This window comes from Nostoc sp., assembly GCF_036917615.1.
GTDB lineage: Bacteria > Cyanobacteriota > Cyanobacteriia > Cyanobacteriales > Nostocaceae > Nostoc.
The window spans coordinates 300,829-312,767 of sequence record NZ_JBALCZ010000031.1 but is presented as its reverse complement, the minus strand read 5'-3'; the positions used below and the strand labels follow the sequence as shown (position 1 = coordinate 312,767).

The 11,939-nt window shown below is 39.8% G+C and carries 17 protein-coding genes and 1 pseudogene; 14 read left to right on the top strand and 4 right to left on the bottom strand.

Annotated features, from left to right (window positions below; all coding sequences use genetic code 11):
* The first annotated feature begins 147 nt into the window (after positions 1 to 147).
* The 11 genes from V7K85_RS12670 (at position 148) to V7K85_RS12620 (ending at position 7,020) form a co-directional block, all read left to right on the top strand.
* Entirely contained in the window at positions 148 to 477 is a 330-nt protein-coding gene (locus V7K85_RS12670) for a hypothetical protein (RefSeq protein WP_334814012.1), read from the top strand.
* Positions 478 to 810: 333 nt separating this feature from the next.
* Entirely contained in the window at positions 811 to 1,386 is a 576-nt protein-coding gene (locus V7K85_RS12665; RefSeq protein ID WP_334814011.1) for a discoidin domain-containing protein, read from the top strand.
* Positions 1,383 to 1,976 carry a hypothetical protein gene (locus V7K85_RS12660; protein WP_334814010.1) on the top strand — a complete coding sequence of 198 codons (594 nt, stop codon included), beginning with the start codon at positions 1,383 to 1,385 and terminating at the stop codon, positions 1,974 to 1,976. Before V7K85_RS12665 ends, V7K85_RS12660 begins: the two co-directional genes overlap by 4 nt.
* Positions 1,969 to 2,154: a hypothetical protein gene (locus tag V7K85_RS12655; RefSeq protein ID WP_334814009.1), complete on the top strand. Its 186-nt coding sequence runs from the start codon at positions 1,969 to 1,971 to the stop codon at positions 2,152 to 2,154. The genes V7K85_RS12660 and V7K85_RS12655 overlap by 8 nt, the downstream gene beginning before the upstream one ends.
* Positions 2,084 to 3,658 carry a hypothetical protein gene (locus V7K85_RS12650; RefSeq protein WP_334814008.1) on the top strand — a complete coding sequence of 525 codons (1,575 nt, stop codon included), beginning with the start codon at positions 2,084 to 2,086 and terminating at the stop codon, positions 3,656 to 3,658. The genes V7K85_RS12655 and V7K85_RS12650 overlap by 71 nt, the downstream gene beginning before the upstream one ends.
* A 5-nt stretch (positions 3,659 to 3,663) precedes the next feature.
* On the top strand, positions 3,664 to 4,644 hold the full coding sequence (locus V7K85_RS12645; protein ID WP_334814007.1) for a hypothetical protein: 981 nt from the start codon (positions 3,664 to 3,666) through the stop codon (positions 4,642 to 4,644).
* Between the two features lie 86 nt (positions 4,645 to 4,730).
* Positions 4,731 to 5,348: a hypothetical protein gene (locus tag V7K85_RS12640; protein ID WP_334814006.1), complete on the top strand. Its 618-nt coding sequence runs from the start codon at positions 4,731 to 4,733 to the stop codon at positions 5,346 to 5,348.
* Positions 5,341 to 5,574, top strand: a complete 234-nt coding sequence (locus V7K85_RS12635) for a hypothetical protein (protein WP_334814005.1) — start codon at positions 5,341 to 5,343, stop codon at positions 5,572 to 5,574. The genes V7K85_RS12640 and V7K85_RS12635 overlap by 8 nt, the downstream gene beginning before the upstream one ends.
* A gap of 20 nt (positions 5,575 to 5,594) precedes the next feature.
* The gene (locus V7K85_RS12630; protein ID WP_334814004.1) at positions 5,595 to 6,038 is read left to right on the top strand and encodes a hypothetical protein; all 444 of its coding nucleotides are present in this window, start codon (positions 5,595 to 5,597) and stop codon (positions 6,036 to 6,038) included.
* A 114-nt stretch (positions 6,039 to 6,152) separates the two neighbouring features.
* On the top strand, positions 6,153 to 6,626 hold the full coding sequence (locus tag V7K85_RS12625; RefSeq protein WP_334814003.1) for a hypothetical protein: 474 nt from the start codon (positions 6,153 to 6,155) through the stop codon (positions 6,624 to 6,626).
* A 61-nt stretch (positions 6,627 to 6,687) separates the two neighbouring features.
* Entirely contained in the window at positions 6,688 to 7,020 is a 333-nt protein-coding gene (locus V7K85_RS12620; protein WP_334814002.1) for a hypothetical protein, read from the top strand.
* A 172-nt stretch (positions 7,021 to 7,192) separates the two neighbouring features.
* On the opposite strand, the gene V7K85_RS12615 is transcribed toward V7K85_RS12620, so the two are convergent.
* The 3 genes from V7K85_RS12615 to V7K85_RS12605 form a co-directional block, all read right to left on the bottom strand.
* Positions 7,193 to 8,131 (bottom strand): extracellular solute-binding protein, encoded by a 939-nt coding sequence (locus V7K85_RS12615; RefSeq protein ID WP_334814001.1) that lies wholly within the window; start codon positions 8,129 to 8,131, stop codon positions 7,193 to 7,195.
* 369 nt (positions 8,132 to 8,500) lie between these two features.
* Positions 8,501 to 9,082: a hypothetical protein gene (locus tag V7K85_RS12610; protein WP_334814000.1), complete on the bottom strand. Its 582-nt coding sequence runs from the start codon at positions 9,080 to 9,082 to the stop codon at positions 8,501 to 8,503.
* A 459-nt stretch (positions 9,083 to 9,541) separates the two neighbouring features.
* The gene (locus V7K85_RS12605) at positions 9,542 to 9,841 is read right to left on the bottom strand and encodes a hypothetical protein (RefSeq protein ID WP_334813999.1); all 300 of its coding nucleotides are present in this window, start codon (positions 9,839 to 9,841) and stop codon (positions 9,542 to 9,544) included.
* Positions 9,842 to 9,855: 14 nt separating this feature from the next.
* Between V7K85_RS12605 and V7K85_RS12600 the strand changes: the two genes are divergently transcribed.
* The 3 genes and pseudogenes from V7K85_RS12600 to V7K85_RS12590 all read left to right on the top strand — a co-directional run bounded on the left by V7K85_RS12600 (position 9,856) and on the right by V7K85_RS12590 (position 11,173).
* On the top strand, positions 9,856 to 9,978 hold the full coding sequence (locus V7K85_RS12600) for a hypothetical protein (protein ID WP_334813998.1): 123 nt from the start codon (positions 9,856 to 9,858) through the stop codon (positions 9,976 to 9,978).
* A gap of 75 nt (positions 9,979 to 10,053) precedes the next feature.
* Positions 10,054 to 10,215: pseudogene (locus V7K85_RS12595) on the top strand (IS6 family transposase); the annotation flags it as partial.
* Between the two features lie 67 nt (positions 10,216 to 10,282).
* On the top strand, positions 10,283 to 11,173 hold the full coding sequence (locus V7K85_RS12590; protein ID WP_334813997.1) for an alpha/beta fold hydrolase: 891 nt from the start codon (positions 10,283 to 10,285) through the stop codon (positions 11,171 to 11,173).
* Between the two features lie 356 nt (positions 11,174 to 11,529).
* Here V7K85_RS12590 and V7K85_RS12585 read toward each other — a convergent pair whose 3' ends face one another.
* Positions 11,530 to 11,931: a helix-turn-helix transcriptional regulator gene (locus V7K85_RS12585; RefSeq protein ID WP_334814020.1), complete on the bottom strand. Its 402-nt coding sequence runs from the start codon at positions 11,929 to 11,931 to the stop codon at positions 11,530 to 11,532.
* Positions 11,932 to 11,939: the final 8 nt, after the last annotated feature.

The following is an 11,939-nucleotide window of genomic DNA, read 5'->3' as shown; positions in this document are numbered from 1 at the left end:
TCAGGTATTACCTAAATCCGCTTCAATCGTAATCACCGTAATACTTTAGCGTCGTCCGTAAAACTTCCGGTTTTACGTAAAACTGGAACATTTACATATTTTTCAATCGCTCATACAACGGATTTATTCACTTCATTAATCCGTCAGATGTCTGAACCAACTTTACAGGAAGTATTCGGCGCGGATGCTGTACAAACAGCCACCACGTTTACAATTACCAAGGCTAATCTCCCTCGGTTAACCCCTAGTGCTAATAACACGCCTGAAAGCTTGCTAACAGGAATTCTATTACAAAGTCAAGTTGCACTAACTAAAACTGCTTTTGACTCGAATACAGACCAAAGTCTTTATATTGATTCCGGCTACCCTGGTTTTACTACTAGAGGCACAAATAACGATTCCTACCGAGTGGATCAACTTACAGTTAATCTGGCAAAACCGGATACTGCATCAGTAATTGACCCCGATAATTATTAATGACTAATCTATCCCTTGCTGAAATATTTGGCGAGTGAGCTTTTCAGGATGCCAATGTTTTGATTATCCAGAAAGCTTCCTTAACTCGGTTGACAGCGAAACCAGTTAACACCGCAAATAGTCTACTCGCAGGTATTCTTGTTACCGCATCCGAGAATTTTGATGACACGCTCACCGATGAAAATAATCTGATAATAACTGACGAAAACAACCAAGTTATTACTTGCAATATTTCCAACGCTTACGAGCTAATTAATATCATTTCGTGGAAGCCATTCCAGATAAAAAGAAATAGCTCACCATACATCAACAACCAAATAATAATATTTTCCTATGCCCCAAATTAAAGATATTGCAATTACTAAAACTGTTGCTGGCAATGATGATTTACTGATAATGCAAAACCCAGAAACGGGGGAGACTTACAACATTACCGGAGCTAACTTTTTAAAAGGAGCATCCAGCAGTACGACTACTCCCCCTGTCCAGCCCACCAGCAATAAACTCACCGGAGTAGCTTTTGGAACTTCACCAGCTTACACATCAGGCAGAGAGTACGACAAAGCTTTTGATGGTAATACATCTACAATTTTCGATTTTATGTATCCCAGCGGTGGTTATTGCGGTATTGACTTAGGTCCAAGCAATGCTAAAAAACTTACAAAAGTGCGTGTTTATCCCCGGCAGGATGCAGGGGTTCAAACCAGAACTACCGGGGCAAAAATTCAAGGTAGTAACACTGCTCAGGACTCAGGTTATGTTGACTTGTTCACCTTCCCCTCAACTCCTGATATCAACACTTGGTACGAAGGCACTATTACCACATCAACAGCATACAGATATCTCAGATACTATGGTGCTGACAACACCTATTGCAACGTGTCAGAAGTAGAGTTTTATGGAACATGACATCTTATTGCAACATCGGTGATAAACCAAAAGTATATATCACTTTCAATGGTCAACAAAAACAAATATATGAACCAAGAGTTTCGCCCGTAGAAATAACAACAGAAGATTTTACAGATCATACTTCAAATTATCAGCAAATAGGTTACCAACTATCTTGCTACAGTACTAATAACGAACGTGGCGCTTCGATAGTGGTTAGGGATTATGAGATAAGAGATAACGGAGCTGGTTATGATTTCAAGTATAGATATGAGTTATGGGTGCGCCTCTGCGATTCCAATACGTTAACTCAATACTTTAACGTCGATCCCTCGTCTATAAGCATCAATCAATCTATCACCTGCGCTAACACTGAAACAGCAAAACAAAAAGTAAGAGTACACATCAAACGGGTTGATTCTATTACTGATATTTTTACTGTTGAAGGTAATGCACCATGCAAGATTGAGGTGGCTTGTGGTGATTGTCCTCCGGGTTATTGCCGATGTGAAATGTCTGGATATCCTGGATATTGCTGTCTTGATTGTCATGCCACTGCTGAACAAATTAGAGTCATTACCAATGATTTGAGGTCGAAAAATGGTTGATACTTGCGCTAGTTTAAGCGCTGAACTTGCCGCACTAAGGGCAGAGGTGGCGAAAATACAATCATTGACAGAGCAACAGGTACGCAGTATTGCACAAGCCACTATCGATGCTAACAAAAGTGGAATTATTACTGCTACTAAAAGCGGTAACCGTGGAACTGGTAGCGAAGCGTGCTGAAAGTAAAGCTGATATCGCTGGTAGAAGAGTTGGTGAAGTAGACGTAGCAGAAAGAAAAGACCGCAAGGATATTGCAGAGTTTAAAAAAGGCATTGACCAACTCAATGGTAAAGCAGAAAAAGCATTGCAAGTTGCACTCACCGCACTGGCACTATACCAAACATTCAAAGCACTTAGAGGTATTCCAGGATTGCAAGGTGTGCCAGGTACATCAGGGGCTACTGGTAGACAAGATACACCAGGGCGTGATGGTCTTAATGGTAGAGACGGTGTAACAAGCATTATTCAAGTTCCAGGAACACCGGGGCGACAAGGTGACAGAGGATTACCTGGATTGAGCGGATTAGCCGGTAGACCTGGGCGCGATGGCATCAATGGTCAGCCCGGTGCAGCGGGTGCGCCTGGGAGAAATGGCACAAACGGCAGAAACGGATTAAACGGACTTAACGGAAGGGATGGTGTAGACGTGAACCCAGGTGATTTAGCAGGATTAAGAGAGTTTATTAGAAATCAACACGCGCAAACTAGGGCATCGGGTGCAGCGCTGCACAACATCACTAGAACATACATTTTGACGCCGATCATGGCAATACTTGCACCTGTGTTAATACTGTGCCAAAAAATATTTGACATTGTTAGCAAGGCAGCCGATGTGGCGCAATTAGCACTTTTGAATATCATTAATAACAAACTTGGTAAACAAGTAACAGGTGGTTTAAGTGGCTTTATTGAACAGATAGCTAAAAACACCTATATCGAGAAAGTACTGTCAGTTTTAACTTTTGCAGCAACTGTACATAATGCTTTGATGTTGAGCAACAATTTAGGGCAAACATTGGGTGGTGTTATCAATCAAGTGTTGGCATTCATCTTACCCAAGGGAATTGATGGTACTCCTTTGGATATTAATGAAATTATCAAAAAGTCCGTAGAAGAAATACTGGAAACGGCTATTGGAGAAGACAATTACAAAACAATATCACAAGACTGGGCATTAGCTAATCGCATTTATCAAGCGGGTTCTAATGTATTCAATCAAATCAGCAATGCTATGAGCGTAGCTACTGCCGCCCTAGAACTTATTGGCGGTAATATTGGCAAAATTGGTAATGCACTTAAAATCTGGGGTGTTATAGGTGAAAAAGCATACGGTTTCATGAACCCACAGCCTAACCTTAAAGGTAAGTTTTTCCACTTTATGGAAAATGCTAACACCGATTTAAATACTATCGCAATGGTAGTCGCTGCTCCCATTGCTATGGTAGAAGCAGCCAATGGAGTCAATAGCGCAATTACTGATTTAACTAAAACACTCGATCAAGAAGACCCCAAAGATAAAAACGGTAATCCTATTGTAGACAGATTAGGTAATGTCATCAAATACCAACCGGGCATTACAGTCCCAGAGCCTATTGTTACTGTCAAAGGTTATGCACAAGCGAAAGCTGATAGCACTAATTCACCCAAAATAACTTCTGATGATACCCATAACGCTAGCGATTAAAATATATGCCTGATGGTATCCCTGTTTATATTCCACCGCACGATGAGCAAGGTAGACAATTTCCATATACCTCAGACATCACTACAGGAAGCACTCTCAAACCAGCCGCTACGCCAGCAATAAAGGTTGTTGATCCAGCAGAAGAATCGTTACCTGATAATTTTCAACCTTTTGAACATCTGCAAGGTATTTATGTTCCAGAACACAACGCTTTAGTCGGGCAATATTTTAGTGACCATCCTAATGATTGGAAACCGAATATACAAACGGCTCGTAGCAGTTTACGAGTAGCTTGCACAATGCTAGATACAGATAATCAATTAATGATGAATCTTCGGCATCATTTATTATTTGATTTGTTGGGATATGGAAGAAAGGGATTAGCAATATTTTATGGTAGTAGAGAAAGTATTGACCCTCCTGTTGTAGGATATCCCAAAATAACTTTTTATTTTTCACAGGATTCTGCTTCAATGCCAGCAGGAGAAAATTATAGAGCCGATGCTGAATGTAGTGTTCGACTAATGAAATTAGAAAACACTTCATTAAATTTACGTGAAAAACTAATTGAGATAGCTATCGAAATAAAATCACAATTCCTTCTCAACAAACAAGGAATTGTGTTGACTAAAGGTAAGTTATGTATTAGCTACAAAGATGCAAAAAATGGCTTTCCAAATGGAACCAAAATACTTGCAAAAACCGAAGAAGATGCTATTGATATTTATCAAAAAATTTGTAACGTAATTGATGTAGTTTTTAATGAAAAAAATATAAATGTAGGCAATCCAAAAAGACCAAGTACAATTGGTGAAATTACTGAAACTCAGACAATTATGGGCAAAAAACGAAAAGTAAAAGCCTATCGAAGAGTTGACAATGTACGGTTTCGGTATGCTTATTGCCTAGTACCTGGAGAACCTAATCCTGTGTTTTTGATTGACACTACAGGCAAATATGACTCCTTGGTAAAGTTTAGCTATTAATATAGCAAGGGAATATACTATATTCCCGATAGAAAATAGTTTGAAATATAGCGTTAGTCTAAAGAAAATAAGAGGTAAGAAAATCTATGACTAAATACGGTGATATGTCCAGAGGGGCTGAATTAGCAGCTGACTGGGAAAAAGTGCTGGCGTGGCAAAAAAAGACTCGCGTTGAAAAACAAGCTTTATATGAATCAAGTAAGAAAAGCCAACCTCGGATATTAGTAAAAAGAGTCCAAGGGTATATTCGACCATTCAATACTACAAGTGGATTGTTGATTATTCAAAAAGCAATACCATCTGTAACTCAACCAGTAACAGCCGTTCAAGAAAACATTACGCAACTTCTTGGAATTGTACAAGGCGGGGCAGATGGCGCTGGGAGAATATTAGAACATGAGCCAACACCACCAGAAACTAATTTAATTGTTTTGTCCCATACTAAATACAGTTTTGCTAAACTTTCCTGTATTTCCGTTGTTGGGCAAGTTCTTGGAAAACAAGGACGTATCACTGGCAATAAATACAAAAAAATAATTACCGATACGGTTTCTACTCCGTTTGGGCGTGGTAAAGCATCTGAGACGTTTATTCAAGCTGTTGAGCAAATTCAAGGCTCTACGGCTTACAATACTTTCATCTCCAAAACTATTGTTGGTACAACTGCATCTAATAAAGTCTTGATTATTCCAGAAAATGAGTAACATTATTGTAATTCCTGAGGACATCCGAGACGTTTTAGCAATTGCAGCAGGGCGAAACGAAGCAGGACAAGAAGTTAATTTTGAACAAATGATTACTGCTAATACTGCAATGGTTGGCTGGCTTACTGGGAGCGTTGATGCTAACTTTTATTTTGATGTATTAGCTGAAACAGGGATAAACCCTTTTGAATATCTGCAACCAGTTTTTGATATTGTTCGTAGTTAATATTCGACATGACTAGAACGTTGGATTTATCTACCGAATCCAATTGGCAATTGATGTATTCTGTCTCCATCCCTGCTACAGCAATAGCAACTATTGGGAGTAAGACTCATTACGCTAAAATTGCACCAATTTACCCCAGCATAATTTTAGATAAACCAGTATTGGGTATTCATATAAATACGACAATACCCGTTGGTAAACAATGGTTTTATGCTGGGAGCCTTTCTCGATTTACAAATTATTTTCTGGGGGAAATATATGTTGAGGATCGAAAACCATTATTTTTGGGTAGGTTTAATTTAGTTATTTCTGATAATTTATCAAATAATTATCAGTTACAAATCAATATTCCCACTTGGTTTATTTCTTGTAATTTAAGTATTTATCAATATGAGGGAGATGACCACACTACTATTCAACAGCAATTAAATGATATAAAGGCAACGGGAATACTAGTTTTGTAAGGTTTTGAAATTCAAATTAGGCGAATAGGTCGCGGGTAACTCACGACGCTAGAGCGGTTAAGAAGCATTGACAAAAATTGAAGAATTTAATAACTAATTTAATCAATCAACGAAATGAGTATTGCAATTCCTGCTGGTGGTAGTTTTCAGAATAGTTCACAACCCTGGTTGACTCCTCAAGTATTAGTAGACATTAATTTAGAAACTTTTGAGATACTTGCAGCCCCTGGGTTTATCCCTGTTCCTGAAGATTTAGCGGTAATTCGCTACGACCGGGTGATTAATGCTGAAATTCAGTTGATATATATTGATGAAAGTAAAATATCACTCCAATTAGAAGAAGTTTTGACAACTATAACATCTGCTTTAGCTTCAGATTGGAATCCTTCAGAGCGGCAGGGAATAGCCCTTCTACCAAATGATGCAGCAGTCAATTCTACAAATTTTCAATTCGGCTTACAAATTGATAATACTCAAGAAATTCGATATATAAGTGTCTGGATTCAAAGCAAGAAACTTAAAATCGAGTATGCTACACAAGCTTTTCAGAAGGTAAAAACTTATGTCTTGGCAGCGTTAGCTGCTTAGAAGGATATTTTAAAACAGCTTCAGAATTGCAATACATGGGAATTTCCGGATATTAACCACAATGAAGTTTGATCTGAGCTTGGCCGGCTTTACACTTTCCTTTATTGTTGCTGTATCAGGTTGGCTTTTTCGATGGAGCGATAAACAAAAGTTTGAAAGACAACAAGCTAGTCTTGAAAAACAGCAGGCTATTGCTAAAGCAGAAGCCGCTGCTGAAAAAAAGGTAAATGAAGCACGCGATTTCAATCACCTTTTGAATAACCAAAGACAAATTTCAGAAGGTATCATTACTGGGTTTGATGATGTTGAGGAAAAAATAGATCATCTTAGAGAATTAATACTTAGAGTCGAATCTTATTTAATTCGCAATCAAGGCATTAATCACCATGAGTAACTTTGGGGATTCACCATAGAAGTTATGGGTGGAAATGATCTTGATAACATTCTTTTGGGTGTGCGTTGGTTACAAACAAAACGACTAGTCGCAGATTTTACAGCAGGAGTGTTGACATTGGGATAAAGGCGATCGCTTTATTGTTAGTTAGAGGATCGCTTTATCTAAGATTTTAAACTTGTATCTTTTGCTTTGCCTCTGCCAATTTTTTCTTAAGTGCTAAACCCATAGCCGCAGTTAGTAATAGTCCACAAACATAGTTGGGTTCGGGTACTGATTTGGTGGGGCTAATAAATCCATACTTATGCAAAACTTGCTGTCCTTTCTGTGACAAAATATAATCTGCTAGTTTCTGTGCATTCGGATCAGCATTTTTGATAACTGTTAAACCAAATGGCGCTGCAACAGACAAATAATCTGGTAGCCCAACTACTTTCAGACTCGGATCAATTTTTTGCGATGCGATCGCGCCAGTATAATAAGTCAAGAAAACATCTGCTTGCTGAGTCTTGTTTAGAAAATACACTAAGCTATCCTGTCCTGATGGGACTATTGGGGTATTCGTTCCACCTGTTAATCGCAAGGCTTTACTATTGAGGGTATCAAAACTACCAGGGTTTTTGGAATTAGCTTGAGTAAATATCTGTTGAGTGTAGTCTCCAAGAGGATCTAATATAGGTGTTGAAGTTCCCAACTTGATGTTGGGATTTAGTAAGTAATCTAACACCTGATTTGGTGTAATTTTTGCCTGGGAATACTTTGAGGAAAACACCGCTACAATCTGGTTTTGAGTAAATTCCACTGGCTGACTGCTCAACCCCTTAATGTAGAGTTTTTGTGGATTTCCAATATCTGCACTAGCAAAGACATCAGCAGTAGGCTGTCCAAGTTGGAGTTCTGTTTCTATTGCTTGTTCTCTAATCCCTGATGGCCCAAATAGTGTACTCACTCCTATTCCTGTTTCTTGGGTGAAGTCTTGGCTGACTTCCGTTAGTGCATTTCTTAAACTACCTGCTCCATATAAGTTGAGATTAGCGGCAAAAGCTTGATTTGGTATCACAACACTAAATACACAAGCTGCCAAAGAACCTGTCAAAAAATATTTTTTCATCTGTTCGCTAAAATCTTCAAGTTTTTGGGTATTTTACCCTCAAGGTTCAGACTACCAATTTAGTTGGAAAAATGTCAATCACTTTATATAGACAAATGTTGGCTTTGTGACAATACGGTTCGGTTAAGAAAGTTATCAGTTGAGGCAATCAGGAGGAACAGTGATTCAGCAGGGGAAGAAAGAATTATTGCTCAATAACTCTTTTTCTTCCCCTGCCTCAATAGCTTATCTGAATCGTGTTGGGCATTGTTAATTATTGAAGACATGGTGGGCGTAAACAAGCTTTTCGCCAGTCATACTCAATAGATTTACAAATGTCTCCATAAATTATTACTGATAGTCTTGAGACTGAGAACCTTAGCCTCTACATCAGAAATATTTTGGTTTCAAAGGAGAAGCAGGAGCGGATAATATGAGAATATTTGTCACATTAGTAACGTAACGACCTCCAGCTTTGTCACCTGGAATTACTAAACGAGCAAATCCTTCATCTATTAAAGGCACGACTTTACCATCAGTACCTTTTTTTGCATATGCAACTAACACTGTTTTCCCTTCAAAGTTAGGTTGAATTTCACCAATAGCTACAACTGCACCATAGCAATCTGTGGCATCAACTAGAACATATTGCCTCAGCAAAGAGTTTTTAGGATTTAAACCAGAATTCCCAGGTTTAAGACCACCTCCGGCTTTCGGATTATTAATCAATTCCCATAGAGGAACTCCATAGTATGTTTCGGTTCGTGGACCTGAGCCGGTTTGAAAGCTGACAGTGATTTCAGTAACTAATGCTGGATTTTGTTTTTTTAAAGTATCTCGCAAGTTTTTGAGGTTTTGCAAATTATAGGTGGTTGGATTCTTGATTTCTCCACCCAAGCGAAAACTTGGCGAAAAACCTCCAAGACACTTATTTTTATCCGATAGAGATGGTATTTTTTCTTCTTTAGCCAAGGGAAGACCACTTCTTGAGTCAGCTAAAGTAGGCTGCCATAAAACCAGTATCGATAGTATTAAAGACGCAATGGGTATTGTGCGGGTAAAACGCATAAAACATTTCTCCGTTTACTATTGAATATTGAAAAAATTAGATAGTTTGGCTCAAAGCTGTTTGCTCACCAAAAATTAGTCTCGTTATCGCCAAAACTGAGCAAGTTGACAATAAATTTTGTTAGATTAAAATCAAAACGGTTCTATCGTTAAACTTTCAACTCCTTACCAGACGATACAAAATAGCTAGTTTTCAATATAAGTTATTAAAAACTAATGAATCCTGAGGCCAAAGTTAGCCGCAAACCTCTTGTTAGATTTGCGTCTTTCAAAATGGATAAGTGTATCTGTGTAATCTACAAAAGATAATACCAACTTATTGAGTAAATTACCATATTATTTGGTAATTAAACCCTAAAAAAATTAATTTTTATCTCTTTTTAAAATAGTGAAGCTTAATATTGTAAAGAAACTTGCTGTCGTTATCTGCCTAAAAGGTTGGTCAACAAGCCCTGAAAAAGGAAGTGCATTTAGCAAAGGCTTGCTCCACTCAGGAAAAAGCGGCAGAGGAACAATCATTCCAGAGAACATAATAATAAGAGTGGGGAGGATACTATTGATTCCCTCACCAGAAAGTGTCCACATCATTGATACAGTCAGAAGCATAGTCAATGCAGACGAAAGCAGAATTGCACCAATAAACGAGAGAAAAAAGGCAACCAAAGAAGCAAAGTCGGGTGGAAAAGAAAGCGATCGCTCCTGAAATTGCTAAAGACACCCGTCCCCAGGTCGGTGTAGTTACAGCTGCCACAACCAAATTAGCAGCAGCTGTAACTAAAGCTTCACTACGAGTGGCGTGAAAGCTATACTCAACATGCATTATAATCTTTTTTGTTTAAGTACCACTATTACCGCTCACGCAACCCACCTCGTCCATGAACCCCAACCACCCCTTTAAGTGGCGTCATTTCCAATCTGACATCATCTTGCTGTGCGTGCGTTGGTATTTGCGCTATCCCTTGAGTTACCGCAACTTGCAGAAGATGATGCCGGAACGGGGGCTTACAGTAGACCATACAACGATGTATCGTTGGGTGCAGGTTTGCTCCAGAACTAAAAATAACCATGAAAAAACTCATCCTCTGGCTGATCTTCGTCATTCTGGTGCTATGTAGATTGGTGGGTTACGCTGCTGTGAATAGCCCAGCGTCTGCTTCCGGCTGCGCGATCACCACCCGTTCCGCCCCTATTAGCAATGGAATGTTGTCCTACAACCAGGTCGGCAACGGACAACCGATCTTACTGCTGCATGGACTATTTGCTAGCAAAGAGCAGTGGAACAGTATGATGTGTCAGTTGTCTAAGGCGGGCTATCGGGCGATCGCTCCCGACTTACCGGGCTACGGCAACAGCACTGGGTTCGCAACGAAGGACTATGCCCTGGAGAATCAGGTTGCACTGCTGCACCAGTTAATGAATCAATTAGGAATTCGCTCCTTTGATGTGGCAGGGAGTTCGATGGGGGGAGCGATCGCCACCCTTTACAGCCAGCGTTACCCGGAACAGTTGCGTAGCCTTGCCTTTATCGGTTCACCTTTAGGTGTGACTGATTGGGCTTCGAGCGTCAGAAATTCCATCTTTGACGGCATAAACCCCTTTATTCCAATCACCAAAGAACAGTTTGACCTGGAAATTAGCTTGCTGTTTGTCACGCCTCCCACCATCCCTGATTCTGTTAAAACAGAGAAAGTGAACGACTACATCACTCGTAACCGTCACTATCAAGAGATTTGGGACATCGTGAACCTGTACGATGACGTTCTCTGTCAGGGGCGATCAACTCAGCTTCCGACCCTTTCTATCTGGGGCAGAGAAGACAAGATCTACGACATTCGTGGAGCTGATCGGCTGCAAGGCTGTATTCCCGGAAGCCAAGTGATCCGATTACCAAAGGCAGGACATTTGCTGCTAATGGAAAATTCAGAGGAGGCAACTACGGATTACTTAAAATTTCTCAATGTGTTTCACTCTAAAAACACATTGCCAATGTCTTAGAGGGTGTTTATAAATAAAAAATAAAGAACACCGCAGTCATTCCCCAGGGTACTTATTTGGCATTGCTGATTGAAAGTATTAATTGTCTCACGCAAAGACGCAAAGGCTCAAAGAATCGTTGTTTAGTTATATCAAAAATGTCAATTCATACTCTGATTCAGCAACGCCACTTATTTTAAAAAAGACGGTAGTGATATTTGAATCGGGTGCTCCGTCGGTCGCGAAAACTGTTGCTGGTCCACGGGATTGAGCAGAAGGTGCATTTGTAAGCACAACTTCGCGATGTAAATAACGGCAGGATGCAGTCCGGTGCAAAGTATCGGTCTAACGGGAAATCATCGCTTACAGACCCGATCCTACTCACTTGATTGCAAGCGTTGGAACTTTGCTGGAGATAAATCATACCAACGCTTAAAAGCACGATTAAAGCTGGTAGTCTCCGAAAAGCCTAGAAGAAACGTTACTTCGCAGATTGCTATGTCTGAGTTTCGCAGATAGTAAACAGACAATTCTTGTCGGATCTCGTCTAACACCTCTCGATATGAAGTGCCTGCCTCTCGTAGTTGCCGCTGTAGGGTACGAGGGACAATACCTAAACGGGTTGAAACCCTCTCAGATCCTACATTTCCTTTGCCCAGTTCTTCAATAATCACTCCTCGAACCTTGTCTAGAAAGGCGGTGGCTGGAGGGAATCTCTTAAGTAAATCTTCGCCATAGCGTTTCAAGACAGCACATAGTCCTGGTTCTGCTTGCAACATTGGCACAT